We start from the raw sequence: 24,240 nt of genomic DNA on the forward strand, positions 1-24,240 counted from the left end.
GGCCCAACCCGTCGAGACTAAACGCGACCTTGGTTGGAGCGCTCGAGTAGCTCGATGACCTCTTCATCGGTGGTCTGATCGAAACGCTCATAGTGCAGGCCGACGGCGCGGAACGGCTCGGGCGCGAAGGGACAGGCGAGTTCGTCGACCAGCGGTCGCAGCAAGGCCAGCGATTGCTCGGCACCGACCGGCGCGGCGAAGATCAGCCGGCGCGGTTTCACATCGGCCAGCGCCAGCAGCGCAACCTTGGCCGTGTTGCCGGTGGCAACCCCATCATCGACGACCACCACGACCCGTTCGGCCAGCGATATCGGCGGGCGACCGGCTGTGTAAATCGCACGCCGGCGCTTGATTTCTTTCAGCTGGCGGGCCTTTTCCTGCTCGAACCAGTCGGGCGATGCGGCGAAGTAATCGAGTGCCGCTTCGTCCATCACCCAGCGCGGGTCGGCGCCGTCCACCACCGCACCCACGGCGTACTCCTCATGTCCGGGCGCGCCGATCTTGCGCACCATTACCAGATCCAGCGGCGCGTCGAAGGCTTGGGCTATCTCGAAGGCGACCGGCACGCCGCCGCGCGGCAGGGCGAGCACCACCGGCGTTTCATCGAGCATTGGGCGCAGCACCTTGACCAAGGTTTGGCCGGCCTCTCGACGGTCGGCGAACAACGGGGAAGCAAGCTGAAACTGGCGCATGGTCAGACTCCAAAAGGAAAGGTGTCGTCCTCGCCGCCTGTGGCGGGGCGACCGGGAAGAGGGGTGACGGCGCGGGTCTGCTCGAACCACAGGTAGGCGTCGTACTGCTCGGAGAGCACCGCCTGCGAATAATGGCCCTGGCGCTCGGTCTGAGGCCGATAGATCACGCCGATGGCCCGCGCCAGCAGAGGTTCGGCGAGCAGCTCACGCAACGCTTGTCGCTCCGCGCCGCGCCAGTCGGTCAGCGAGGCCGGGATGCCGGCGCGCAGGAACTGGCCTTCCCAACTGTCGGCGCGCGAAGGCAGCACATCCTTGATATGCATTTCGCCGTCCCAGTGATCGGCAGCGGCGACCTGGCCGCGGTCGGTGCCCATGCCGAGCAGCACCGCTGCCTTGCCGAAGGCGATGCGGCACAGCTCGCCCAGGTTGAAACGACCCCCCCAGCCCATACCGGTCGCGCGGGCATCGCCGATATGTGAGTTATGCGCCCACACCACCGCCCGCGCGTCCTTGCCACGGTGTGTGAGCAGTGCACGAAGCGTGTCGAACATGTGCCGATCACGCAGGTTCCAGGATTCCGCGCGACCGCGGTACATCGCCCGGTAGTACTGCTCGGCACTGCGGATGACGCGGGCGTTCTGCGTCGCGTCGAAGAAGGCCTCGTCATCTTCGGCGAAGCGTGCCAGGCGCTGCCCTAGCAACTGTTCGAGCTGATCAGCGACGACGTCCTCGCAGGGCGTTTTGCCGTCGCGTTCGACCAGATGGCCGTACATCGCCGGCTCGCCCTGCCAGGGCGAAAAACAGGCATAGCGCTCGCGTGCCTCCTGGGCCAGCTGCGGGTCCGTGCGTTCGAGGTAGCCCAGCACTTCGCCGATCGAATGGCACAGGCTGTAGACGTCCAGCCCGCGAAACTCCACGCGCCGGGTCTTCGCCAGGGTTTGGTTGTAACCATGCAGCCAGCCGGCGAACTGGGCGACTTCAGCGTTGCGCCACATCCAGGTCGGGAAGCGCGCAAAGGCCCGCTCGCGCCAGGCCGAGGGGCCGAGGTCACGTACGTAGCGGTCGATCTGCCCGGCGTCCGGCCAGTCGGCCTCGGCGGCGACGATGGTAAACCCGTGCTGCTCGATCAGCCGCCGGGTGATGGCCGCACGTGCCCGGTAGAACTCGTGGGTGCCGTGGCTGGCCTCGCCGATCAGCACCACGCGAGCATTGCCGAAACGGTCGAACAGCGCACCGAAGGCTTCGCTGTCGATATCGGGCAGCGGCTCGGCGGCTTCGCGCAGAGCGGCCGTGATGTCCTCGCGCGGGGCGACCGCCTGCTGGCGGGCGAATTGTTGCAAGCGTTCCCGGGCCGACGCGGCCATGATGGGCCCCCTTGTAAGGTTGCTGATGATCAGCAGACCGGGCACGTCGGGCGCTGTTCCACTCGATGCGATGCAGGCGATGGGCGTCGCATGACAGGCGGTGGTCTCGCGCGGTGGCCGTACGGATCTGGCTGGCGACGCACTGGACCAGGTGCGTGTCCCGACCATGCAGATCGTTGGCAGCGAGGATGATGTGGTGCTGCGCCTCAACCGCGAGGTCAGTGATCGCCTGCGCTGCGAGCAAGCGTTGACGGTGGTATCCGGCGCTACTCATCTGTTCGATGAACCCGGCACGCTGGAGCTGGCCGCCGACGCTGCGCGCGACTGGTTCGAGCGCTACCTCAACCCCCGGGCCTGAGCGGGCCCGCCGTCTGGACTGCATGCCACGACGCTTCTTTCGTTCCACATCCTTGGCCGGTAAACCTTGGCGCTTGCCGTCCGGCGGCCCACGCTTTGTGGCGACGAAAGGGCGGCGTCTCCTGCGGCTACGGCCGGTCCCAACCCTATACCTGCCGAAGCCCGGCCGGACATAGCCGGGCCATCCCACTCTATCTGGAGGTGCTAAATGGGCAAACTCACCGGCAAGATCGCCGTCATCACAGGTTCCGATTCAGGCATAGGACAGGCCATGGCCACCGCTTTCGCCCGCGAAGGGGCAGATGTTGCAGTGACCTGGCACACCGACGAAAAAGGCGCGCAGGCCACTGCCGAACGGGTGCGTGAGGCCGGCGGCCGCTGCATCGTTTGCCAACTCGACGTTACCAACGAGGCGAGCGTCAAGGCACTGTTCGAGGCGGTGGATGCTCAGCTGGGCGTGCCGCATATCCTCGTCAATGATGCCGGCATGGGCAAAAGCAAGGCCTTCACCGAGCTGACCCTCGATGAGTTCGATCAGGTGCTCAAGACCGATCTCTACGGGCCGTTCCTCTGCGCACGCGAGTTCGTCACGCGCCGCCAGAGCGAAGGTGGCGGTGGCAAGCTGCTCAACATCACATCGGTACACGACGCCATTCCCAGTCCTAAAAACGTCGCCTACGGCGCTGCGAAGGGAGGGCTATTGCTGATGACCCGCAGTCTGGCCATGGAGCTGGCGCCGATGAAGATCAACGTCAACGCCATAGCACCCGGCCTGATCCGCACGCCCATGACCATGGAGCGCGTCGACGATCCCAAGAAGCGCGAGGAGGAAATGCCACGCATACCCTGGCACCGCCCCGGCAAGCCTGAAGAAGTGGCGGAACTGGCGCTCTATCTGGTCAGCCCCGAATCGGACTACGTCACTGGACAGGACTTCGTCATCGACGGCGGATTGGAGATGAACTGGGGGCAGGGCGCCTGAGCACTGTGGAGCAGGTCGTACCGCGGCGCCGCATCGGTGCGTCACCAAACAGCTTTTTCGAGCTATCGCATGGAATCGTCAACCTGTTGCTCACGCATGGCTGTCGGTGCTGATGCACATGGCCCGGCTTTGAAGTCACGAATCAAGTCACTGATGCAGGCCGCTGCGCCTGGCCAGTCAGGCTTTCGCCTGTTGCTGTCCGGTCAGCACTAGAGGAAAACGATGATGCAGATGTCTTACTGGCGCTTCGCCGCCATGATCGCAACTTCGACAGTCGTGATGTTCGGCTTGATGTATTTGAATACTTACGCATTCGAGCATGTGCTCTGGAGCGAAACCCGCGTCTGGATGGCGTTGTTAATGGGGGCCGTCATGGCCGTCATCATGCTCAGTTTCATGCTGAGCATGTATCAGAACAAGCGCGTCAATATCGCTATATATATCGGCAGTGTCGTTGTGTTTGTGTTGACGCTCTGGTTGGTCCGTAGCCAGGTCACCGTCGGTGATGCCGAATACATGAAAGCCATGATCCCCCATCATTCGATCGCAATCATGACCAGCGAGCGCGCACAGATTTCCGATCCGCGGGTGCGCAAACTGGCCGATGAAATCATCGCGGCGCAGCGTCGCGAAATCTCGGAAATGAAATACCTGATCAACGAACTTGAGAGGGTCGACTGATGTGTCTTTATCTGCACCGGAGCGGCCAGCGTTCGCCCGCTTGGAAACTGCTCATGCCGCTCGCTGCATTGTTGCTGACCGCCTGTGGTGACCCTGCGCAAGGAGAGGGCGTTGAAAAGCCGCTGATGAGCGATCCGTCGCCAGAGGTGGTCGGGGCGCGTGAAGCGGTAAATACGCCTGATATTCCAACCATCGATCCGCAGACACTGGAAGCGGCCGAAGTCGACAAGGTGTTGGGTACAGGGCCGCAGTGCATCTTTGCCTACACCGCAGAAAGCCCACCCGTGGTAGCTCTGCAGAGCACCGGGAATAACGTGGGGCAGGGTGTAGTGAAAATTCATGGCCGGCTGGTCAAGCTTGCGGCGCAGCGGGCTCAAGCCGGTGGTTTCGCTCTAAATGGCGATGGCCTGTCGGTCAAGATCCAGCCGGCGAACGCAGGAGACGAAGCCCGGCCGACCGAACTACGTGAGGCCGATATGCTGTTCGAGTTGGAGCAGGGCCTGCGCGTCGGCTATCGCGGCTGGTATCGCTGTACCGCGCCGTGATCGCCGCGTGGTGAGTATCTGCAGGATTTCGCCAGGCAATTGCTTGCCTGGCGTGAGCGGTGACGGTCCGGACCGCTTCGCCTCATTGGTCGGTCTGCTTGCCGCTGAAGGCGGTGATCGGCTTTTCCGCTTCCTTGTCCAGGCCGCTGGCGAAGGTCTTCAACCCATCGATGATCGGCATCAGTGCCGCCCACAATTCGTCGTCATGCAGCATCTTGTAGGCACCAGTCACGCCCGGCGCCTCGTCGTGCTTGTCATCCGGCTTGTAGCGCCCGACGGCGCCAAACGCCGATTGGAGCGCAAACACGATCTTGTAGAACTGCGCCGGCTCGATACGGGACAGCGCCATGCCGAGAATCGACAGGTTCTGCATGGCGTTTAGCGAGCCTTCCTTGCTCAGCCCGTCAATCAGCACCTTGAGTACCTGGTGCTGCGAACCGGCCAGGTCGTTGGCCAGCCGCAACACTCCGCCCTGATGCAGCGTTTCCAGCAAGGTGTCGAGCTCTTCCCTGGCAGTGGGGCCGATCGGGGTTGGCTTGACCTCGTAGTTCAATCGTTGGGCCATCAGAATCTCTCCGGATGCGGGGCTTGGGCGGGCGGCGCGACATAGTCGTCGCGGTACCACTTCACCTCTACGGGCACGCCATCGTTCGGGGTGCGCGTGGCGTGGCGGAAGTTGTTCGACGGTAGCGGCGGTTCGCCTTTTTTCGGCAGTACCTCAAGCTTCACCGCCGTTTCCTTGTAGGCCGGCGTGTTCACGTCGGGGTCGTGGTGCTCGCCGGTAAGCAGGTTCAGGCCTGGCTTGCCCTGGTGGATGGGCATGAACAGCGTCTTGCCGGCGACCCGGTCGGTCACCGTCGCGCGCACTTCCACCGAACCGCGCCGTGAGGTCACGCGCACCCAGGTGCCATCTTCAATGCCGCGCTCGGCAGCCAGCTCTGGGCTGACCTCGACGAACCAGTTTGGCGCCTGGGACCAGATGCGTGGCCCGCGACCGGTCTGGTTGGTCCCTTGGAACTGCTCAAGCATCCGGCCGTTGTCGAGCATGATGTCGTACTCGCTGTCGGCCGACTCGGCTGGCTGCTTCCATTCCAGCGGGAAGAGCACGGCCTTGCCATCGTCGGTGTGGAAACGCTCGGTATAGAGCAGCGGCGTGGTGCTACCGTCAGTTTGCATCGGCCAGAACAGCGACTGCCAGCCTTCGAGCCGTTCGTAACTGATGCCCTGAAACATGGTGGCGATACCGGCCACCTCTTCCATGATCTGGCTCGGGTGGGTGTAACCCCAGTCATGGCCCATGCGCTTGGCGAGATCGGTGAGGATCTGCCAGTCAGGTCGGCTATTTCCCAGGGGTGGCAGCACCTGATAGAAGCGCTGAATGCGCCGCTCGGTGTTGGTGAAGGTGCCGTCCTTTTCCACCGACGGAGAAGCGGGCAGCACCACGTCGGCGAACTCGGCGGTACGGCTCATGAAGATGTCTTGTACCACCATGAAATCGAGGCTTTCGAAGCCGCTATGCACGTTTCGGCTGTCGGCATCGGAGAATGCGGTCTCCTCGCCGATGATGAACATCGCCTTGACCGAGCCCTCGTCGGCGCCCTGGACCATGGTGAAATTGTCGTTGCCTTTTTCCAGCGACAGTTTCTCCTTCGGCACGCCCCAGGCCTTGGCCCACTTGTCGCGGTTCTTTTCCTCGGTGACCTTTTCGTAGCCGGGGTACATGTTTTTTAAACAGCCGAAGTCGCTGGCGCCCTGCACGTTGTTGTGGCCACGCATGGGGTAGCCGCCTGTGCCGGGGCGGCCGTAGTTGCCGGTTACCAGCAGGAGGTTCGACAGCGCTGTACTGGTGTCCGAGCCGTGGCTGTGCTGGGTGATGCCCATGGCCCAGAGCAGGCACACGCTTTTTGCCTGCCCGATCAGTTCGGCAGCCTCGATCAGTTTTTCTTTCGCGATACCGGTGACCTCGGCCGCGAACTCCATGGTGAAGGGCGCGAGCGACTGCTTGTATTCCTCGATCTGGTTGACGCGCGTGTTGAGGAATTCGGTGTCGGCATAGCCGTGCTCGAACATGTAGCGCGACAGTGCCGAGGCCCAGACTATGTCGGTGCTGGAGTTCGGTCGCAGGTGCAGGTCGGCGCGCTCGGCCATCTCGTGCTTGCGTGGGTCGAACACCACCCACTTCTGCCCGCGGTGCTTCTTCTGCGCCTTCAGTTTGGAGGCGATCACCGGGTGGTTCTCGGACAGGTTGCTGCCGACGATAACAATCAGATCGGCTTTTTCCATGTCCTCAATGGTGCCGGCATCGCCACCGTAGCCGACCGTGCGGAACAGGCCCTTGGTCGCCGGGTTCTGACAGTAGCGCGAAGAGTTGTCGACGCTGTTGGTGCCGATAATCGCGCGGCAGATCTTCTGTGTGAGGTATGCCTCTTCGTTGCTGGCCTTGCTCGATCCGATAAAGCCGATGCTGTCCGGGCCATGGGTATCGCGGATCTGCAGCAGGCGATGGGCCACCAGGTCAAGCGCCTCGTCCCAGCTGGCCTCGCGAAACTTTCCGTTGTCGCGGATCAGCGGGGTGGTTAGACGCTTGGGATCGTTGACGAAATCCCAGGCGAACTTGCCTTTGATGCAGGTGGAAATGCCGTTGGCCGGCGCATCGACCACCGGCTGCACCTTGAGGATATGCCGGTCACGCGTCCACATCTCGAACGAGCAGCCCACGCCGCAGTAGGTGCACACCGTCTTGGTGCGCTTGATCTCCGGCTGGCGCCAGTGCATGTCCATCTTCGAGATGGCGGTGATCGGCCGCGCACCGATGGTTTCCTCGAGCTTCTTGACCATGTCGATCATCGGTCGCTTGACGTCCTGCGGCAGCGCGGTGAACGGACCGGCGTCTGGCTGCATGGTTTTTTCCAGCAGCGCGTTGCAGGGGCAGACGGTGACGCAATGGCCGCAACTCACACAGCTCGAATCGTCGATCGGCTTGCCACCATCCCAGAGCACGCGCGGATGGTCCATGTTGAAGTCGATCGATAACGTCTCGTTGACCTCGACGTTCTGACACGCCTCGACACATCGACCGCACAGGATGCACTGGTCGGGATCGTAGGTGTAGAAGGGGTTGGAATGGTCTTTCTCGTAGGGCTTGCGCTTGAATTCGTAGCGCTGGATCGGCGGATTGATCTGCGCATAGGTGTTATGCAGCGTGCAGTCGCCGGTGTTGTGCTCGCATAGGGTGCAATACAGCTCATGCTTGGCTACCAGCCGGTCCATGCCTTCTTCGCGCGCGGCACGGGCTTCGGCGATCTGGCTGGTGATCTCCAACCCGTCGCGGGCCTTCAACGTGCAGCCGCGCACCAGTTCGCCGTCGACCTGCACCCAGCAGACGTCGCAAGTCTGCGGCGAGCCGAGTGCACGGTGATAGCAGACGTGGGGCAGGTCAATGTCATGGCTGGCCAGGAAGTCGATCAGCGGGGTATCGGCTTCGCCGTTCAGCGGCGTGCCGTCGAAGTTGATCGTGCAGTTGGTCATCAGGCCTCCGTTGTTGTTGTCGGATGGGTATTGGCGTCCTGGCCTGCGCCGGCACGGTCCGGCGGATGCGTCGATTCCTCGGTCTTCCGCCCCGGTGTTTTTTTTGACGTGGCGGAGAGTGGGTTCTTTTATCTTTAGGTGACTGATCGGCCCAGGAAAATGTTCCCTTACGTTTTGTGCAAGTAAGGACGCTGCTGGGGAACTCATCCATCGCTGGGCGGCCAGACACACATAGATACATCAGGATGTCACTCATCAGATGGCCCAACTGTTTAGCCGAACAGCCGATATGTGGTTACGGCTGGCCCTGTTCGGATTGTTCGGCGGACTGGCGCTTCTGTTCGTGGCTTTCGTGATCTTGTCGCGCTCGGACTACACCACGGACAAGGGCTGGACCGTTCATCAGCCGGTGCCATTCAGCCACGAGCATCACGCAGGTGCGTTGCAGATCGACTGTCGCTACTGCCACGACAATGTCGAAACCAGTGCCGTGGCCGGGCTGCCGCCGACGCATACCTGCATGAGCTGCCACTCGCAGCTATGGACCGGTGCAGAAATGCTTGCACCGGTTCGCCAGAGCCTGGCGCAGGGCGAACCCTTACGCTGGAACCGGGTGGCCGAGTTGCCGGATTACGTGTTCTTCCACCACGGCGTGCATGTCAACGCCGGCGTGGGATGTGCCGAATGCCATGGGCAGGTCGACAGCATGCCGCTGATGCGCAAGGCCGAAACCTTCAGCATGAGCTGGTGCCTCGATTGCCATCAGGACCCGGCGCCACGCTTGCGACCGCGCGATGCGGTTACCGATATGAGCTGGACGTACAAGGGCGACCGGCGCGAGCTTGGCAAGGCGTTGATGCGCAAGCACCACATCGGCGATGGCAACCTGACCCATTGCTATACATGCCATAGGTAGGCCATGACCGATCGATTCGACGCCCAACCACAGGACCGCACGCCCCTCGACTGGAAGGCGATTCGCGAGCGCCTGGAGGGCGAGCGCGGACCGCGTTATTGGCGCAGTCTCGAGCAGTTGGCGGACGAGCCCGCGTTCGCCGCATTCGTCGAGGCGGAGTTTCCATCGATCGCCCCGCAGATGGACCGCCGTCGCTTTCTGCAGGTAATGGGCGCCTCAATGGCAATGGCGGGGCTGGCCGGCTGCGGCAAGCCGGAGCAGGGAGTCCCCTACGTCCTCCAGCCGGAAAAGATTATTCCCGGCGAAGCGCAGTGGTACGCCACCGCAGTGACCTTTGCCGGCTATGCCCAGCCAGTCCTTGGCCGCACGCATGTCGGCCGCCCGACCAAGCTCGAGGGTAATCCGGATCACCCGCTCAGCCGCGGTGCCAGCACCGCCATCATTCAAGCGGCCATCCTCCAGCTATACGACCCGGATCGGTCGCAGGCGCCGCGTTTCAAGGGCGTCGACACCACCTGGGACAGTTTCCAGCTCGAAGTTAGCCGCCTGGCCGAACGCCTTGATCGTCAGCGTGGTCGCGGCCTGCATCTGCTGCTTGGCGCACACAGCTCGCCAACATTGCAGCGTCAGCTCGGCGAGTTGCTGCAGCGCTGGCCCGAGGCCAGGCTGTATCGGCACGAGCCGTTCGATGGTGATCACTACCGGGCCGCCGAGCGCAGCTTTGGTCGTCCGGTCGAGACCCGATATCACTTCGAGGCGGCGGAGTGGGTGCTGAGCTTCGAGCACGATTGGCTCGGCGCTGGGCCCCAAGAACTTCCGCATGCGGTGCGCTGGGGCGAACGCAAGCGCAAGGCGGCCGGGGGCGAAGGTGAAGCGCGCTTGCTGGTGGTTGAATCGGTGCCCACACTCACCGGCGCCAAAGCCAGCGAGCGTAAACGCATCGAACCGGAAGCTCTGCAGGCCTACGTACAGGCCTTGGCTGCCGCACTGGGCGAGGGCGATGGGCCGGCCCAGCCGCTGCCGAAGGAGCGCCAACGCTGGATCGAGGCCGTTGCCAACGCGCTCAAGGCTCGCGCTGGGCGCTGCCTGGTCACTGCCGGCGAGTGCACACCGTTGACGGTTCAGGCGGCTGTACACCGGCTCAATCAGCGGCTGGGCAATGTCGGCAACACGCTCACCTACAGTGAGCCGGTGGTTTGGCTCGAGGCGGGCGGCCAACGTCTGGGCGACCTGCCGGCGCTGGCCGAGGCGATTCGCAGCGATCAGGTCGACGCGCTGCTCATGCTCGATTGCAATCCGCTCGACACAGCGCCGGCTGATATCGCGTTCGTACAGCTACTCGATCAGGTGCCGCTGCGCATTCATGCCGGCCTCTATTACGACGAGACGGCTGCCTACAGCCATTGGCATTTGCCTTTGACCCATGACCTCGATGGCTGGCACGACTCGCGCGCCGCCGATGGCAGCGTCTGCCTCGGTCAGCCGCTGGTGCGCACGTTTTACAGCAGCCGCACCTTGTCCGAGGTGCTGGCGCTGATGCAGGGCGACCTCAACCCCGATGGCCGCGCTGAACTGCGCAAGACCTGGCAGACACTCGACGACACCGCCTGGCGACAGGCACTGGAGCGGGGCTTCATCACCGATACGGCGTTGCCTGCGCTGACAGTCGAGGCGGCGCCAATCACCTGGGAGGCGCCGCCGGCGCCGGTAGAGGGTTTGACCCTGCGTTTCCTGCCAGACCCCAGCGTGTGGGACGGACGGCTGGCCAACCTCGGCTGGTTGCAGGAGCTGCCCAAACCGATCACCAAGCTCACCTGGGACAACGTCATCGGCATCGCACCGAAGCTGGCCGAAGAGTATGGGCTGTCCAATGGCGACTTGGTGCGGGTCACGCTCGACCAGCGAGTGGTGATCGGACCGGCCTGGATCATGCCGGGCCATGCCGAGCGCACCCTCAGCCTGTACGCCGGGTATGGGCGCACCCGCGCCGGACGTGTCGCCGACCGTCTCGGCTATGACCTTGCGCCGTTGCGCACGGCCGCTGATCCCTGGCTGCGGCGCGGCGCCACGCTGGAGAAGACTGGCGAGTTCATGCCGCTGGCCACGACCCAGCCGTTCCACCTCCCGCAGGGCAAGGACATCATCAAGAGCGAGCCCCGCAACGAGGCTTATCAGAAAGTGCCGACGGAGCCGCTGTACCGCTTCGAGCAGGCGAAAACGCTCTATCCGCCCACGCCACCGAGCGAGCCGGTCTGGGGAATGACCATCGACCTTGATCAATGCATCGGCTGCAACGCCTGTGTCGTCGCCTGCCAAGCTGAGAACAACATCCCAGTGGTTGGTAAGGAACAGGTCGCGATGGGTCGCAACATGCACTGGCTGCGGGTCGATCACTATTACAAGGGCGATCCGGCCGAGCCTGAGTCATCGACGTTCCAGCCGGTGCCCTGCATGCATTGCGAACAGGCACCGTGCGAGGTCGGCTGCCCGGTCAACGCCACGGTGCACGGCCCGGACGGGCTCAACGAGCAGATCTACAACCGTTGCATCGGTACCCGTACCTGCTCGTCGTATTGTCCCTACAAGGTGCGACGCTTCAATTGGTTCGACTGGACTGGCGACGATGAACCGTCTATCCAGCATCAACGCAATCCCAACGTCACGGTGCGCTCACGCGGCGTGATGGAGAAGTGCACCTACTGCATTCAACGCATCAGCGGGGCGCGCATCGCCGCCCGGATCGAGGACCGCCCAGTTGCCGACGGCGAGGTGCAGACCGCTTGTCAGCAGAGTTGTCCGACCCAGGCGATTGTCTTCGGCGATCTCTCCGATCCCAGCGCGCGCGTTCGAGAAGGGCGCGACACCAAGCGTCACTATGCACTGCTCGAGGAGGTAGGGACTCGGCCCAAGACGACCTATCTCGGCGTGGTCGAACTGCCCAAGGTCGTCGAGGGCGAGCCATGAGCCGCGCTAACGCCGAACCATGCTACCTGGGCGCCGATACCCCGCATTTCTTGCCGAGGCAGATGCCGCTCGGCGAGGTTTCGGACCGGGTGCTCACCATCCCCGTGGACTTCGCCCCGTATCGCCGCGCCTGGTGGGCTCTGTTCATTTTCAGTTGCCTGTTGCTAGGGCTGTTCGTTGCCTCGGCAGCGGTGGTGTTATGGCGTGGAGTCGGGGTGTTCGGCAATAACATCCCGGTGAACTGGGGATTCCCGATCCTCAACTACATGTGGTGGCTGGGCATTGGCCACGCGGGCACCTTCATCTCGGCGATGTTGCTGCTGCTCAACCGGCCGTGGCGCAACTCGCTGAATCGTCTGGCCGAGCTGATGACCATCATGGCGGTGGTGTGCGCGGGGATCTATCCGATCCTGCACCTGGGCCGGCCGTGGCTGTTCTACTGGAGCGCGCCTTACCCGAACACCATGGAGTTGTGGCCGCAGTTCAAAAGCCCGACCGCCTGGGACTTCTTCGCCGTGCTCGGCTATCTATCGGTCTCGGTGATATTCATCTACATCGGCTCGATTCCGGACTTCGCCTCAGCCCGCGACCATGCGCGCAAACGGCGCTATAAGCTTTTCTATGGCCTGCTGGCGCTTGGCTGGCGCGGTGCATCTTCGCACTGGGCCCACTGGAGGCGTGCCTATCGTTTCATCGCGCTGTTAGCCGTGCCGCTGGTGTTTTCGGTGTCCAGTGGCTATTCGTTTCTGCTCGACCTCGCGCCCGAAACCGGCTGGCATTCCACGGTGTTCCCGCCGTACTTCGTCGCTGGCGCGATCTTTTCCGGCTTCGCCCTGGTGATCGTCATTGCCATCGGCCTGCGGCATTTTTTTGGTTGGCAGTTGCTGATCACCGTGAAGCACCTGGATGTGCTCGGCATCCTGTTGCTCGCCAGTGGCTGGATGACTGCCTACGGCTATTTCGCCGACACCTTCATTGCGTTCTATTCGGGCAAAGAACACGAGATCGCCATGGCCATGGCGCGCATGACCGGACCCATGGCCTGGAGCTGGTGGGCAGCGATCTTCTTCAATCTGGTCTGCTTGCAAGCGCTCTGGTGGCCACAGGTGCGGCGCAACGGCAAGGCGCTGTTTGCGATCGCCGTCGGTGTGCTGATCGGCATGTGGTGCGAGCGCTGGATGCTGATCATTGTGCCGGCCACGCGCGATTTTCTTCCCGCCATGTGGCAAAGCTATAGCCCGAGCTCCTGGGACTGGTCGTTGTTCATTGGCACCTTCGGGCTGTTCCTCGTGCCGTTCTGCCTGTTCATGCGGCTGCTGCCAATGGTCTCGACTTTTGAAGTCAAAGAGGCTCTGCATAGCTATCGCGGAGGCTCCGATGACTGAGCGCTGCTACGGGATGCTCGCCGACTTCGCCCACCCGGACCGTTTGCTCGAGGCGGCATACGCCGCGCGCGAGGCCGGCTACACGCGACTGGAGGCCTATAGCCCGTTCATGCTGCCGGAACTGGAACCGCTGCTCGGCCAGCGCAGCAACCGGGCCTACTGGGCCGGCATCATCGGTGCGTTGATCGGCGGCGGGCTGGGGCTGGGCATGCAGATTTACGCCAACCTCAGTTACCCACTGGATATTGGCGGCCGGCCGTTGATCGCCTTGCAGGGCTTTGCCGTGATCACCTTCCTGCTGACGGTCACCGGTGGCGCCATCGGTGCGCTGCTGGGGTTGCTGCTGTTCTGCCGTTTGCCGCTGCTGCATCACCCGCTGTTCGAGACCGAAGCCTTCCGTCGCGCCACCGACGACCGTTTTCTGCTCTGCATCCGCGCCGACGACCCGCTGTTTGACGAGGCCGGGACCGCCTTATGGCTGGCCGAGCGGGCGGTGTCGGTGAGCGAGGTGCCTGCCTGATGCGATGGGTGCTGGTACTGCTCGTGCTGCTCGCCGGCTGTGATCAGATGGCCAAACAACCGCGCGCCGATGCGCAGGAGTCCAGCCAGTTTTTCCCGGACGGCAAAGTCAACCAGGCGCCCCCGCGGGGCACGGTGGCGCGCGGCGAGTTGGCCTGGGATGCGCAACTCGCCGAGCGCCCGGCGCTGACGGCCGAACTGCTCAGCCGCGGCGAAGAACGCTATCGGATCAACTGCGTGCCCTGTCACGGGGTCGCCGGCGATGGCCTCGGTACGGTAGTCAACCGCGGTTTCCCCAGGCCGCCGGATTTTGCCGAGCCGCGGTTGGTGCAGGCCGCGGATCGGTATTTTCTCGAGGTGATCGCTGAAGGATACGGGGTGATGTACAGCTATGCCGCACGGGTCAAACCTGCCGACCGCTGGGCTATCGTCGCCCACATCCGTAGCTTGCAGCTCGCTCGCACGGCCGAGGTGGACAAACTGCCCGATGCAGATCGCCGCGAGCTGGAGGCCCTGCCATGAAGATGCGGTCCATGGCCTGGACGGCGCTAGCGGTCGGTGTGATCGGATTCGGGTTGGGGCTGCTGCTGGCGCCGCGCGACACACTGGCCGCTGCTGTGGCGAGCCTGCTGGGGCTTGCGGGTATTCCGCTCGGCGCGCTGGCCCTTGGTCTTTCGCTGGCGCCGATCAGCGGCAGCGTCCGCGACCAGCTTTGGCCTTGGACGTTGGTCGCCAGCCGGGCCATGCCGGCGCTGCTGCTGATGGTTCTTCCGGGTCTGTTCGGGGCGGGGCTGATCTACGAATGGATGCACCAGCACAGCAGTGGATTTCGCGGGCTGTGGTTGTGGTGGCCGAGTTTCCTGGTTCGTGGGCTGCTCTATGTCGGGCTGTGGTGGGCGCTGGCGCGCTGGCTGCTGCCGACCACGTTGCGCAACCCGGCGGGGGCAGGATTGGGGCTGATCGCGGTGGTGCTGAGTGTGTCGCTGGCAGCCTTCGACTGGGCGCAGTCTATGGAGCCGCACTTCGCTTCGAGCATCTTCGGCCTGCTATGGCTGGGCCGGCTGATGCTGTCCGGGATCGCCGCCTGCATTCTGTTCAGCCTGTTCGCCGGGGCCTCCCGCCCGGGCGTACTGCGCGGCCTGCTCTCGGCCGCGAGCTTGGCCTGGATCTACCTGCACTTCATGCAGTACCTGATTGTCTGGTACGGAAACATGCCTGAAGAAGTGCGCTGGTATGAGACCCGGGCACACGACTGGCCGCTGCTGACCTGGCTGGTGGCGCTGCAGAGCCTGGTATTCATCGCGACTTGGTGGCCTTTTTCGCAACGCCGCTGGCCGCTGGCGGTACTCGCAGGCGGCACGCTGCTGCTGGGGCTGGCCGAGGGCGCCTGGCTCAGCCTGGCAAGCCTGTCGGGCCTGCATCCGCTGGCGAGCGGATTGGCCATGCTGGCCGCTGTGGCCGCCGGGACTGCGCTGATGGCGCTGATGATTCTGCCGAGGAGGCCCGCATGAGCGTCCCGGTCGATCCGCAATCCAAGGAGGACGGCTTCGAGCACCACGACGCCAACGTCAAGGTATTGCTGGTGATCGGCTTCGGCCTGCTGGCTGCGTTAGCGGTCTCACTCACGGGCGTTGGATTGTTGATCAGCTACTACGAGTCGACACCCGATGCATTGGTGACACCGCTCGAGCGCGAAAAGGTCATCCCACCGGCGCCGCGACTGGAAAACAACCCCTTTCTCAACGCGCAACAGGTGATGCGCGAAGGCGAAGAGCAGCTGCGTCAATACGCGTGGGTCGATCGCGAGGCGGGCATTGCACGCATTCCGCTAGGGCGGGCGCGGGACCTGTTACTCGAGCGTGGCTGGCCTGCTCCGGCTGAGCCAGGCGATCAGCAGAATGGACGGCTGCAGCAAGCCAAGCAAAGGGCTGAGCCCCAATGAGCCGCCTGTTGCTGATCCTGGTCGCGCTGTGGTCGTTGATGCTGGCAGCCCCAACGAATGCCGCCGAGCCATTCGATCCCTTCACCGCCGCCGGCATCGATTCGCGGCCTGGTGCGCAGGTGCCGCTGGATGTGCGCTTCACCGATGACAACGGCGAGTCGGTCACGCTTGCCGAATTGCTCGACGGTCGGCCAGCCGTGCTGGTGCCCGTCTATTTCCGCTGCCCGAACGTATGCGGGTCGCAGCTGGCGAGCCTGCTCAATCTGCTCGGCGCGGTCCCGTTCGAACTCGGCAAGGATTACGTGGTGATTGCCTATAGCTTCAATCCGCACGAGACACCGGCCGATGCCCGCACCGAGCGCGACAAGCTGGTTCGACGTTGGCCAGCGCTGGCTGGCTCGCAGGCCGTGCACCTGCTCACGGGGCCAGAAACGGCGAGTCGTCCGGTCAGCGACGCTCTGGGCTTTCGTTACCGCTGGGATGGGGAGATTGAGGAGTACGCACACGCCTCGGCGATCGCCACGTTGAGCCCGTCCGGCAAACTGGTGCAGTGGCTATATGGGCTCGGTTATCAGCCCAATGATCTGCGGCTGGCACTGACGGATGCTGGCGAGGGGCGGGTAGGTGACTTCAGCGATCAGCTGCTGTTGCTCTGCTATCACTACAACCCGCGCACTGGCGGTTATGACAACTGGGTCATCGGCGCGCTGCAAGTCGCTGGCACCGGCACGGCGGTTGCGCTGCTCGGTTTCATCGGTCTTTCTTTGTGGCGTGAACGGCGCAAGCGGGAGGGCGGTGATGAACGGTGAATTCCTCCGGCTGTGGCCGCAAACCGCCTCCGAGCACGCCAGCAGCATCGACTGGCTGATCTGGTCGTTCACTGGAATGATGACGATTTTCGTGGTTCCGGTGTTCGTGCTCACCATCCTGTTCGCCGTGCGCTACCGCAAAGGCACCAAGGTGCCCCGCGATCATCGCCCGCGGGGAAGCATGAAAGTCGAAATGACGTGGATCGTGCTGCCCTTCATCGGCTCGATGATCATCTATCTGGTCTCGGCGAAGCTGTATTACGAGGTGCGCACGCCGCCGGCCGACGCGATGGAGATCCAGGTCGTCGCCAAGCAATGGATGTGGAAATTCCAGCACCCCGGCGGCCAACGCGAGATCAATACCTTGCATGTACCGGTAGGTCGTCCGGTGCGGTTGAACATGATCTCGCAGGACGTGATCCACAGCCTTTATTTTCCGGCCCTTCGAATCAAGCAGGACCTGTTGCCCGGGCGTTATACGCAGCTGTGGTTCAACGCCACCGAAACCGGTCGCTACGAGGTGTTCTGTGCCGAGTATTGCGGCACCGACCATTCGAAGATGCTCGCCACGCTGGTCGTGCAAACACCGCAGGAATATGAGCGATGGCTGTCACAGGCCGGAGCCAGTGAGTCCCTTGCCGAGCAGGGCGAAGTGCTGTTTCGCCAGTTCGGTTGCAGTGGCTGCCACGGCCCGGCCGCCGTAGCCAAGGCACCAAGTCTCGAGGGGTTGTATGGCCGTCGGGTTGCGCTGCAGGACGGCGGCTCGGTGGTGGCTGACCAGGCCTACATCCGCGACAGCATTCTGCTGCCGCACAAGCAGATCGTGGCCGGTTACGAGTCGATCATGCCGAGCTTCGCCAATGTGATCGATGAGGAAGGCGTGCTGCGCCTGACTGCCTACATTCAGTCGCTGGGAAAGGTTGGCGAAGGTGGTCAGGGTGAGCCGCACGCCAACAGCCCGCGCAGTCCGACGCCAGAGGAGACCGCCCCTTGAGCCAGAAAAACCCTGCCGCTGACCGCGCGCCCAGTTACCTTGCCGACGAGCATGGCCTGCGCACCTGGCTGTTGACCACGGACCACAAGCGCATCGCGATCCTTTACCTGGTCGGCGTCACGGCGTTCTTTTTCCTCGGCAGCCTGGCCGCCAGTCTGGTGCGCATCGAACTGGTCACCCCGGACGGGGATCTGTTGAGCCCCGATGGCTACAACCGCACCTTTACGCTGCACGGTGTGGTCATGGTGTGGTTCTTCCTGATCCCGTCGATTCCGGCTGTGTTCGGCAATTTCTTCATTCCGATCATGATCGGCGCCAAGGACATGGCCTTTCCCAAACTCAACCTGTTCAGCTGGTACCTGCTGGTGGGTGGCGGCATTTTTACGCTGTATTCGCTGCTGGCCGGTGGTGTCGATACCGGCTGGACCTTCTATACGCCGCTGTCGACGATGTTCAGCAACGGGCATGTGGTGGCGGTGATTCTCGGAGTGTTCATTGTCGGCTTCTCGTCAATCCTGACGGGGCTGAACATCATCGTCACGATCCATACGCTGCGCGCGCCAGGCATGACCTGGTTCCGCATGCCGCTGTTCTGCTGGTCGCTGTACGCCACCTCAGTGATTCTGGTACTGGCTACGCCGGTATTGGCCATCACGCTGTTACTGGTGGCGGGGGAACATCTGTTCGGCATTGGAGTTTTCGATCCGCGTCTGGGCGGCGACCCGTTGCTGTTTCAACACCTGTTCTGGTTCTACAGCCACCCGGCGGTGTACATCATGATCCTGCCGGCGATGGGTGTGATGAGCGAGCTGATCACCGCCGCGGCACACAAACGCATCTTCGGTTACTCGTTCGTTGCCTATTCCAGTCTGGCGATTGCGGTGATTGGTTTCATGGTCTGGGGGCATCACATGTTCGTCGCCGGGCAGTCGATGTACGCCAGCATGGTCTTTTCGCTGCTCAGTTTCCTGGTTGCCATTCCTTCGGCGATCAAGGTCTACAACTGGACCGCCACCCTCTATAAAAGCAACCTGACCATCGATGCGCATTTCTTGTATGCGCTGACCTTTATTGGGCTGTTCGTCATCGGTGGGGTTACGGGATTGTTCCTCGCGCTGCTGGCGGCGGACGTCCACGTGCACGACACCTACTTCGTGGTCGCGCACTTCCACTACATCATGGTCGGCGCGGCGGTGGCCGGATTCTTCGGCGCGTTGCACTTCTGGTGGCCAAAGATGACCGGGCGGATGTACTCGCAGCTGTGGGGCAAGATCGCTGCGGTGATGATTTTCTGCGGCTTCAACCTGACGTTTTTCCCGCAGTTCCTGCTCGGCTATCTGGGCATGCCGAGGCGTTACCACAGTTACCCGGAGGATTTTCAGTTCCTCCATGTGCTGTCGTCCGCTGGGGCAGGGGTGCTGGCGGTGGGCTACATCATGCCGTTCTGCTATCTGCTTTGGTCGTTGCGCTATGGGCCGAAGGCCTCGGATGACCCCTGGGAAGCCGCCGGGCTGGAGTGGCGGACCTCATCGCCGCCGCCCAAGCACAACTTCTTGGAAACGCCAATCGTCGATTTCGAGGCTTATGACTATCCGCCAGAGGCGACCCATGGCCGATCGTGAGGAATATCTGGCCGAGCCTTACCAGACCGCCGCCCAGCAAAGGGAGGCCAGTTTTCTCGGCATGTGGTTGTTTCTCGCCACCGAAATCATGATGTTTGGCGTGCTGTTTCTGGTCATCTATTACTACCGTCTGCAGCATCCCGCTGCGGTTGGCGAGGCGGTGCATCACCTGCATTCGATCCTGGCGGGCTTCAACAGCGCGCTGCTCCTGACCGGCAGCCTGTGCATGAGCCTGATGGTGCAGGCTTCGCGCCTCGGCAATTACCGGCGGGTGCAGCAGTTCCTGCTGCTTACGGCCTTCTTTGGCCTGGCCTTTCTGGCAGTGAAGTTTTTTGAGTACGGTTGGGAATACCGCGAAGGCCTGCTGCCCGGCATAGGCCCCGAGTCGCCGCTCAAAAACCTTGCTGCGCGGTTATTCATGAACATCTATTTCTTCGCCACCGCATTGCATGCGGTGCACGTGACGATTGCCGTGGTGATCGTGCTCGGCATGGTCGGGCGCATCCACTTCGCCCATATGAAACTGCCGGAGCGGGCGATCACGCTGGAGATGGTCGGTCTGTACTGGCATCTGGTGGATGTGATCTGGATATTCCTTTACCCCTCGCTGTATCTGGTCGGGAGGGCAGCATGAAGGCGCGCAAGCTGTTGCTGATCTATGCCGGGTTGCTGGCACTGTTAGCGATCAGTGCGACGGTAGCTATTCAGTTTCCGCAGTGGGCGCTGCTGGCGCTGGTCTTTGCCGGTGGGCAAGCGATGCTGGTGCTGTTCGGCTTGGCCGAACTGGGTACGCATTCGCCGCTGGTGCGCTTCTTCGCCATGGGGGCGGGGTTCTGGCTGGTGTTCATGTTCACGCTTTCGCTGGCCGATCTGCTGACGCGCGGGGGCTAGAGCGAAATACCGACATCCCTTTAGGTTCTTAGCGACCGATAGACCGACAGCAATTGGCCGATCACGGTTCTTCTCTGGCGAGTCGATAGACCGAACGCAATAGCCAATCGCCTAATTCCTTTGACGCTCAGCCACGTTATGACGGTGTTGCGTCGCGCCATGACCATCGAGGTCGGGCCGGAAAAACGCACCGGGTAGCCGCGCCCGCAGCGCAGGGCTTACCTGCGAGCGGGTTCATGACGGACTGAGGCGTGGCGCTAGTTTCGGAGTACGGATTTGCGCATGTAGGCGATGAGGCCGTGTTCAGCTTCAGCAAGCCGCACGTAACTGGGATACCCGGTAGGTTTGTTTAGCAGTGGGTGCAGTTGAATCATGACAAGCGGATGTGCGGTATCGGCTGAATGGGACATTACGGTCTTTAGCGAGGTCGGAAAAATGACTGCCATAGAGGAGTCAGTGAATGGCTAATAAACCTATTCATCCCAGCGACAACAGCGACAACAGCACCAACAAACAAAACCCAAATAAAGGCACGTTGGGCGCTAACCGCCAGCATGACCAGGCCCAGGGCAATCGTGGCAAACAATTGAACCCCAACAGAAAAGCAGCAGCGACACGCTTTGGTTCATCATCGGCTGAAACCAGCGGAGCAGCATATGTCGACAAACGATGAGCAGGAGCACGACTGTCTAGAGCAGGTAATCGACCGGATCATTAGCCTCGGCGAAGGAAAGCGCACCGTCGCGGTTGACGAAATCAAGAAGGCCATCGGTCAGCGAAGCTTCGGGCTTTTTCTATTCGTGCCAGCGATCCTTGAGATCAGCCCGGTCGGTGGCATTCCCGGCTTGCCTACTGTGCTGGCGCTAATCATCGTGCTTTTCGCGCTTCAGCTACTTATTGGTCGCCGGGAATTTTGGATTCCGGGCTTTATCGCGCGTCGCTCGGTGAAGAGCGATAAGCTTGAAAAGGGCCTGAATAAAGTTCGACCAGTCGTTCGTTGGCTGGACAGGATCAGCCGCAAACGACTGCCCTGGGCGACCGGAAGCGGTTTTTTGAAGATTATTGCAGCCACTTGCATAGTATTGGCGGCGTCGGTTCCACCGCTTGAGCTCCTGCCGTTCGCCAGTACTGCGCCTTTCTCGGCGATCTGCCTGTTTGGCTTAGGTATTACCACGCGCGACGGCGCTCTGATCTTGCTGGGTCTGAGCGTTGCGGTTGGTGCGTTTGTGCTTCTCGGAACGGGCTTTATCGGCTGATCGTTTCGGGTCTTCGAATGGTTGCGGTGTGGTTACTACTGCGGAGGAGTTGGACCGATTGGAGCTGTAAGCTCTGGCCCCTCATTCCGAACAAATTAGTCGGTCTGAAAACAGCTCGACGTAGTGCTCCGTTGCTTTCGCAAGAAACCGCTCGAATGAGGCGTTCAGATATTTAGCGAGATCGCGTGCAAGAGCTTCGTCGTGACTGAGCGCCAAGCGAATTTGCGCGGGCAGCTTGGGGTTGGCCGCGAAATGCTTCGGAAAGGTGAGGTAATACTGGAATCCAGTTTTGGCTTGATAAACGAGGTGTGGGACACCTGTTTTGCTTTGGCGCTTGGACATGATGGCATACTTTTGGATTCACAGACGGACTGTGAATAATCCAATGCCATCAAATCTGGCCTGAAACCCGCGTTATAGACGGGTTTCAGTATTGAATTGGTGGGCCGGGGTCACCTGATATGGGCACGTAAATGCCTGATTTGTAACGGGTTTGCTAACTTTAAAATATCATGGGATACATGTAGGGATACATTCTCACGGCCGCTGTGACTGTTTTCAGCTTTCCAGACGGCTGTCGAGATCAAGCATCTATGACTTTAGATGCTTGGCTGGATGCGCCCGTTTCCCAAGCGAAGTCAATCCGTCGTCCAGTCTTGATTCGGAAGTTCGTATGTCAGGCGTCTGTTTCGGTGGGTCCATCATGAGGCCGGAGCGACAACTCCCGTCACGCAGCATGAAGCAGTAGAAATTATTAACGTACGCCAGATCTTCCGGAGCATCTGTTTCGTCTTTAGCTGGTGGCTCTTGATTGATCGCGGCACGGCGGCGCTGTCTGTTGCGCTGCCGGTAACTCAACAGCAGGCCGAGTGAGACAAAGCCGAGGGTCAGGAAAACGGGTACTAGCGTGAGAATGTTCATGATGTTTCCGATGATTCCATGCGACGGTTATGGCGCGCATCAGTTTTTCCTAAGCCATGCTAGCCCTGCTGGTCTTCAATGCCTGTATGTCCGAGTCGGGTATGACTGCTGGCAAGGCATCTGAACCGGCGTCGAATGTTGCGAAGTGAAATTGGATGCCTTTCTTGTCTTTATAGTAAACCTCAGCAGGCTTGTGGCCGGCTTGATTGGCGTTAGTTGACGACCGTTCGAGATGTTTCGGTGAGTCTGTGTCATTAACGCGGTGTCGAGGAGTGCTGAGGAATCGTCGTCTTCGGATGTTTGTCAAAACGCAGGTGTGAGAGCTCACCGTTCATGCTGTGGATGAAGTGATCCCCTACCTGCGCCCCGGTTGCCCAGATCGGTGCTAGTCGTACCCGCAGAAACGTTTTTCATGGGCTGGTTTGAGTGGATACCAACTTGGATACCGCCCTTTGGATACCACTGACCTACTAACGCTAAGCGCAGGGAGAGCTAACCCGCCGCTGGTGCGAAAATGCACGTATGCAAGCTAGTGCGCATGATGGTTCAACGTTGCGTACCACGCTATTCGAACTGGCTTACGCCGGGCGTCTCCTTGTTTGTAAGCGTCCCCTTAATACCCTATGAAGGCCATCCAGTAGCCAACGCCGCTCGGCAGCGCTGGACTTGCTCATCGGATAGCGGTTCGCTGTGATCAGCCTTAGAGGATGCTGCGATAGATCGCCTCGACGTCCGCCCGGGACATATCTGCAGGGTTGCTGTCGATCAGGCGGCGAATGCTAGTCACCACTTCGTCGGCCATGGACGCAATCGCCGATTCGGGGATGTCCAGCTGCGACAGCCGCGTCTCCAGCCCGGAGCAGGCCACCAGGCGCTCGATCTCGCTGACAAAGGCAGAGGCGGCCGCGTGTTCGTCATCGAACCGGCCGCCGAGCAGGTGGCCGGCCAGTTCGGCGTAGAGCGGCTGCGCAGCGGGCAGGTTGAAGCGAATCACAGGTGCCATCACCAGCGCGTTGGAATGCCCGTGGGGAATGTGAAAGCGCGCGCCCAACGGGTAGGCCAGCCCATGGATAGCCGCGACCGAGGCGTTGACGAAGGCGATGCCTGCCATCAAAGAGCCCTGCAGCATTGCCGAACGGGCGGCAAGGTCGTTGCCATCGGCGATGACCCGCTCCAGGTTCTGTCCCAGCAGGCGAATCGCTGTGGTGGCGAGCCCGTCTGAGAGCGGGTTTTTGCGGGTGCGACTGGTATAGGCCTCGATGGCATGCACCATGGCGTCGAGCCCGGTGGCGGCGGTGACCACCGGCGGCAGGCCGAGGGTCAGGCGCGGATCGAGCAGCGCGATGTCAGGCAGCAGTTGCGGCGCGTAGACGGCCTTCTTCTGGCCCGCATCGTCAGTCACCACCGAAACCCAGGTCACTTCAGAGCCGGTACCGGCGGTGGTGGGTAGCAGGATCAGTGGCACCCGCTGGCCGGTCGCCTGGTCGGTGCCGTACATCGCCTCCAGCGGTTGTTCGCTGTTGATCATCAGTGCGACCAGTTTGGCGGTGTCCAGCGAGCTGCCACCTCCGAGGCCCAGCACACCATCGGCCTTAAACGCGCGTGCTTTTGTGGCGGCTTGCCGGATGACCTCGGCGGGCGGGTCGGCACTCACGTCGCTGAATAGCTCGACGGTGCAGCCGGCTCCTTCCAGGGCCTTGCGAGCCTGGTCGGCGAAGCCCAGGCGCACGATACCCGGGTCGCACACGATGAGCACCCGGCGAGCGTCGAGCTCGGCCATGAGCTCGCCGGCGCGGGCCAACGCACCGGCCTCGCAGATGATGCGTGGAACGCTGCGAAATTGGTAGCTAGCGGTATCTGACGGAGACATGG

At 62.0% G+C, this 24,240-nt stretch carries 24 protein-coding genes and 1 pseudogene; 18 read left to right on the top strand and 7 right to left on the bottom strand.

Annotation, left to right across the window (positions count from 1 at the left end; translation table 11 throughout):
- Nucleotides 1–17: 17 nt before the first annotated feature.
- Nucleotides 18–692, bottom strand: coding sequence for a phosphoribosyltransferase (locus NA647_RS00385; protein WP_256055907.1), 675 nt, complete (start codon nucleotides 690–692; stop codon nucleotides 18–20).
- 2 nt (nucleotides 693–694) lie between these two features.
- A complete protein-coding gene (locus NA647_RS00390; RefSeq protein WP_256055908.1) occupies nucleotides 695–2,056 on the bottom strand; it encodes an erythromycin esterase family protein in 1,362 nt (453 codons plus the stop codon).
- A 97-nt stretch (nucleotides 2,057–2,153) separates the two neighbouring features.
- On the opposite strand from NA647_RS00390, the pseudogene NA647_RS00395 reads away from it, so the two are divergent.
- The 4 genes and pseudogenes from NA647_RS00395 to NA647_RS00410 form a co-directional block, all read left to right on the top strand.
- Nucleotides 2,154–2,414 (top strand): annotated as a pseudogene (locus NA647_RS00395) (alpha/beta hydrolase); the annotation flags it as partial.
- A gap of 207 nt (nucleotides 2,415–2,621) precedes the next feature.
- Nucleotides 2,622–3,395, top strand: a complete 774-nt coding sequence (locus NA647_RS00400) for an SDR family oxidoreductase (RefSeq protein WP_256055909.1) — start codon at nucleotides 2,622–2,624, stop codon at nucleotides 3,393–3,395.
- Nucleotides 3,396–3,620: 225 nt separating this feature from the next.
- Entirely contained in the window at nucleotides 3,621–4,076 is a 456-nt protein-coding gene (locus NA647_RS00405; RefSeq protein ID WP_256056293.1) for a DUF305 domain-containing protein, read from the top strand.
- Between the two features lie 53 nt (nucleotides 4,077–4,129).
- Nucleotides 4,130–4,621 carry a hypothetical protein gene (locus NA647_RS00410; protein WP_256055910.1) on the top strand — a complete coding sequence of 164 codons (492 nt, stop codon included), beginning with the start codon at nucleotides 4,130–4,132 and terminating at the stop codon, nucleotides 4,619–4,621.
- A gap of 82 nt (nucleotides 4,622–4,703) precedes the next feature.
- On the opposite strand, the gene NA647_RS00415 is transcribed toward NA647_RS00410, so the two are convergent.
- Nucleotides 4,704–5,186, bottom strand: a complete 483-nt coding sequence (locus NA647_RS00415; protein ID WP_256055911.1) for a DUF1641 domain-containing protein — start codon at nucleotides 5,184–5,186, stop codon at nucleotides 4,704–4,706.
- The gene (gene fdhF / locus NA647_RS00420) at nucleotides 5,186–8,149 is read right to left on the bottom strand and encodes a formate dehydrogenase subunit alpha (RefSeq protein WP_256055912.1); all 2,964 of its coding nucleotides are present in this window, start codon (nucleotides 8,147–8,149) and stop codon (nucleotides 5,186–5,188) included. Before fdhF ends, NA647_RS00415 begins: the two co-directional genes overlap by 1 nt.
- A gap of 259 nt (nucleotides 8,150–8,408) precedes the next feature.
- Between fdhF and NA647_RS00425 the strand changes: the two genes are divergently transcribed.
- The 14 genes from NA647_RS00425 (at nucleotide 8,409) to NA647_RS00490 (ending at nucleotide 21,447) form a co-directional block, all read left to right on the top strand.
- On the top strand, nucleotides 8,409–9,065 hold the full coding sequence (locus tag NA647_RS00425; protein ID WP_256055913.1) for a cytochrome c3 family protein: 657 nt from the start codon (nucleotides 8,409–8,411) through the stop codon (nucleotides 9,063–9,065).
- Between the two features lie 3 nt (nucleotides 9,066–9,068).
- Entirely contained in the window at nucleotides 9,069–12,029 is a 2,961-nt protein-coding gene (locus tag NA647_RS00430; RefSeq protein WP_256055914.1) for a TAT-variant-translocated molybdopterin oxidoreductase, read from the top strand.
- Complete coding sequence (gene nrfD, locus NA647_RS00435; RefSeq protein WP_256055915.1) at nucleotides 12,026–13,414, top strand: NrfD/PsrC family molybdoenzyme membrane anchor subunit; 1,389 nt, start codon at nucleotides 12,026–12,028, stop codon at nucleotides 13,412–13,414. The genes NA647_RS00430 and nrfD overlap by 4 nt, the downstream gene beginning before the upstream one ends.
- Nucleotides 13,407–13,934, top strand: a complete 528-nt coding sequence (locus tag NA647_RS00440) for a DUF3341 domain-containing protein (protein WP_256055916.1) — start codon at nucleotides 13,407–13,409, stop codon at nucleotides 13,932–13,934. The genes nrfD and NA647_RS00440 overlap by 8 nt, the downstream gene beginning before the upstream one ends.
- A complete protein-coding gene (locus NA647_RS00445) occupies nucleotides 13,934–14,455 on the top strand; it encodes a c-type cytochrome (RefSeq protein WP_256055917.1) in 522 nt (173 codons plus the stop codon). The genes NA647_RS00440 and NA647_RS00445 overlap by 1 nt, the downstream gene beginning before the upstream one ends.
- Nucleotides 14,452–15,444: a hypothetical protein gene (locus tag NA647_RS00450; protein WP_256055918.1), complete on the top strand. Its 993-nt coding sequence runs from the start codon at nucleotides 14,452–14,454 to the stop codon at nucleotides 15,442–15,444. Before NA647_RS00445 ends, NA647_RS00450 begins: the two co-directional genes overlap by 4 nt.
- A complete protein-coding gene (locus NA647_RS00455) occupies nucleotides 15,441–15,875 on the top strand; it encodes a hypothetical protein (RefSeq protein ID WP_256055919.1) in 435 nt (144 codons plus the stop codon). The genes NA647_RS00450 and NA647_RS00455 overlap by 4 nt, the downstream gene beginning before the upstream one ends.
- Nucleotides 15,872–16,684 (top strand): SCO family protein, encoded by an 813-nt coding sequence (locus NA647_RS00460; RefSeq protein WP_256055920.1) that lies wholly within the window; start codon nucleotides 15,872–15,874, stop codon nucleotides 16,682–16,684. The genes NA647_RS00455 and NA647_RS00460 overlap by 4 nt, the downstream gene beginning before the upstream one ends.
- Nucleotides 16,674–17,678, top strand: coding sequence for a cytochrome c oxidase subunit II (coxB, locus tag NA647_RS00465; RefSeq protein WP_256055921.1), 1,005 nt, complete (start codon nucleotides 16,674–16,676; stop codon nucleotides 17,676–17,678). The genes NA647_RS00460 and coxB overlap by 11 nt, the downstream gene beginning before the upstream one ends.
- Complete coding sequence (locus NA647_RS00470) at nucleotides 17,675–19,300, top strand: cytochrome c oxidase subunit I (RefSeq protein ID WP_256055922.1); 1,626 nt, start codon at nucleotides 17,675–17,677, stop codon at nucleotides 19,298–19,300. The genes coxB and NA647_RS00470 overlap by 4 nt, the downstream gene beginning before the upstream one ends.
- The gene (locus NA647_RS00475) at nucleotides 19,287–19,934 is read left to right on the top strand and encodes a cytochrome c oxidase subunit 3 (protein ID WP_256055923.1); all 648 of its coding nucleotides are present in this window, start codon (nucleotides 19,287–19,289) and stop codon (nucleotides 19,932–19,934) included. Before NA647_RS00470 ends, NA647_RS00475 begins: the two co-directional genes overlap by 14 nt.
- A complete protein-coding gene (locus NA647_RS00480) occupies nucleotides 19,931–20,191 on the top strand; it encodes a hypothetical protein (protein WP_256055924.1) in 261 nt (86 codons plus the stop codon). Before NA647_RS00475 ends, NA647_RS00480 begins: the two co-directional genes overlap by 4 nt.
- A gap of 460 nt (nucleotides 20,192–20,651) precedes the next feature.
- Complete coding sequence (locus tag NA647_RS00485; protein ID WP_256055925.1) at nucleotides 20,652–20,864, top strand: hypothetical protein; 213 nt, start codon at nucleotides 20,652–20,654, stop codon at nucleotides 20,862–20,864.
- Entirely contained in the window at nucleotides 20,848–21,447 is a 600-nt protein-coding gene (locus NA647_RS00490) for an exopolysaccharide biosynthesis protein (protein WP_256055926.1), read from the top strand. The genes NA647_RS00485 and NA647_RS00490 overlap by 17 nt, the downstream gene beginning before the upstream one ends.
- An 81-nt stretch (nucleotides 21,448–21,528) precedes the next feature.
- On the opposite strand, the gene NA647_RS00495 is transcribed toward NA647_RS00490, so the two are convergent.
- The 3 genes from NA647_RS00495 to NA647_RS00505 form a co-directional block, all read right to left on the bottom strand.
- A complete protein-coding gene (locus NA647_RS00495; protein WP_256055927.1) occupies nucleotides 21,529–21,789 on the bottom strand; it encodes a hypothetical protein in 261 nt (86 codons plus the stop codon).
- Between the two features lie 249 nt (nucleotides 21,790–22,038).
- Nucleotides 22,039–22,368, bottom strand: coding sequence for a hypothetical protein (locus tag NA647_RS00500; protein WP_256055928.1), 330 nt, complete (start codon nucleotides 22,366–22,368; stop codon nucleotides 22,039–22,041).
- 700 nt (nucleotides 22,369–23,068) lie between these two features.
- Nucleotides 23,069–24,238 (bottom strand): iron-containing alcohol dehydrogenase, encoded by a 1,170-nt coding sequence (locus tag NA647_RS00505; RefSeq protein WP_256055929.1) that lies wholly within the window; start codon nucleotides 24,236–24,238, stop codon nucleotides 23,069–23,071.
- Nucleotides 24,239–24,240: the final 2 nt, after the last annotated feature.

The organism is Stutzerimonas stutzeri, from assembly GCF_024448985.1.
Taxonomy (GTDB): Bacteria; Pseudomonadota; Gammaproteobacteria; order Pseudomonadales; family Pseudomonadaceae; genus Stutzerimonas; species Stutzerimonas stutzeri_AP.

Bases quoted from the DNA above. Each gene is read 5' to 3' on its own strand.
- NA647_RS00385 (WP_256055907.1), bottom strand. From the start codon at position 692: ATGCGCCAGTTTCAGCTTGCTTCCCCGTTGTTCGCCGACCGTCGAGAG.
- NA647_RS00390 (WP_256055908.1), bottom strand. From the start codon at position 2,056: ATGGCCGCGTCGGCCCGGGAACGCTTGCAACAATTCGCCCGCCAGCAG.
- NA647_RS00400 (WP_256055909.1), top strand. From the start codon at position 2,622: ATGGGCAAACTCACCGGCAAGATCGCCGTCATCACAGGTTCCGATTCA.
- NA647_RS00405 (WP_256056293.1), top strand. From the start codon at position 3,621: ATGCAGATGTCTTACTGGCGCTTCGCCGCCATGATCGCAACTTCGACA.
- NA647_RS00410 (WP_256055910.1), top strand. From the start codon at position 4,130: ATGCCGCTCGCTGCATTGTTGCTGACCGCCTGTGGTGACCCTGCGCAA.
- NA647_RS00415 (WP_256055911.1), bottom strand. From the start codon at position 5,186: ATGGCCCAACGATTGAACTACGAGGTCAAGCCAACCCCGATCGGCCCC.
- fdhF (WP_256055912.1), bottom strand. From the start codon at position 8,149: ATGACCAACTGCACGATCAACTTCGACGGCACGCCGCTGAACGGCGAA.
- NA647_RS00425 (WP_256055913.1), top strand. From the start codon at position 8,409: ATGGCCCAACTGTTTAGCCGAACAGCCGATATGTGGTTACGGCTGGCC.
- NA647_RS00430 (WP_256055914.1), top strand. From the start codon at position 9,069: ATGACCGATCGATTCGACGCCCAACCACAGGACCGCACGCCCCTCGAC.
- nrfD (WP_256055915.1), top strand. From the start codon at position 12,026: ATGAGCCGCGCTAACGCCGAACCATGCTACCTGGGCGCCGATACCCCG.
- NA647_RS00440 (WP_256055916.1), top strand. From the start codon at position 13,407: ATGACTGAGCGCTGCTACGGGATGCTCGCCGACTTCGCCCACCCGGAC.
- NA647_RS00445 (WP_256055917.1), top strand. From the start codon at position 13,934: ATGCGATGGGTGCTGGTACTGCTCGTGCTGCTCGCCGGCTGTGATCAG.
- NA647_RS00450 (WP_256055918.1), top strand. From the start codon at position 14,452: ATGAAGATGCGGTCCATGGCCTGGACGGCGCTAGCGGTCGGTGTGATC.
- NA647_RS00455 (WP_256055919.1), top strand. From the start codon at position 15,441: ATGAGCGTCCCGGTCGATCCGCAATCCAAGGAGGACGGCTTCGAGCAC.
- NA647_RS00460 (WP_256055920.1), top strand. From the start codon at position 15,872: ATGAGCCGCCTGTTGCTGATCCTGGTCGCGCTGTGGTCGTTGATGCTG.
- coxB (WP_256055921.1), top strand. From the start codon at position 16,674: ATGAACGGTGAATTCCTCCGGCTGTGGCCGCAAACCGCCTCCGAGCAC.
- NA647_RS00475 (WP_256055923.1), top strand. From the start codon at position 19,287: ATGGCCGATCGTGAGGAATATCTGGCCGAGCCTTACCAGACCGCCGCC.
- NA647_RS00480 (WP_256055924.1), top strand. From the start codon at position 19,931: ATGAAGGCGCGCAAGCTGTTGCTGATCTATGCCGGGTTGCTGGCACTG.
- NA647_RS00485 (WP_256055925.1), top strand. From the start codon at position 20,652: ATGGCTAATAAACCTATTCATCCCAGCGACAACAGCGACAACAGCACC.
- NA647_RS00490 (WP_256055926.1), top strand. From the start codon at position 20,848: ATGTCGACAAACGATGAGCAGGAGCACGACTGTCTAGAGCAGGTAATC.
- NA647_RS00495 (WP_256055927.1), bottom strand. From the start codon at position 21,789: ATGTCCAAGCGCCAAAGCAAAACAGGTGTCCCACACCTCGTTTATCAA.
- NA647_RS00500 (WP_256055928.1), bottom strand. From the start codon at position 22,368: ATGAACATTCTCACGCTAGTACCCGTTTTCCTGACCCTCGGCTTTGTC.
- NA647_RS00505 (WP_256055929.1), bottom strand. From the start codon at position 24,238: ATGTCTCCGTCAGATACCGCTAGCTACCAATTTCGCAGCGTTCCACGC.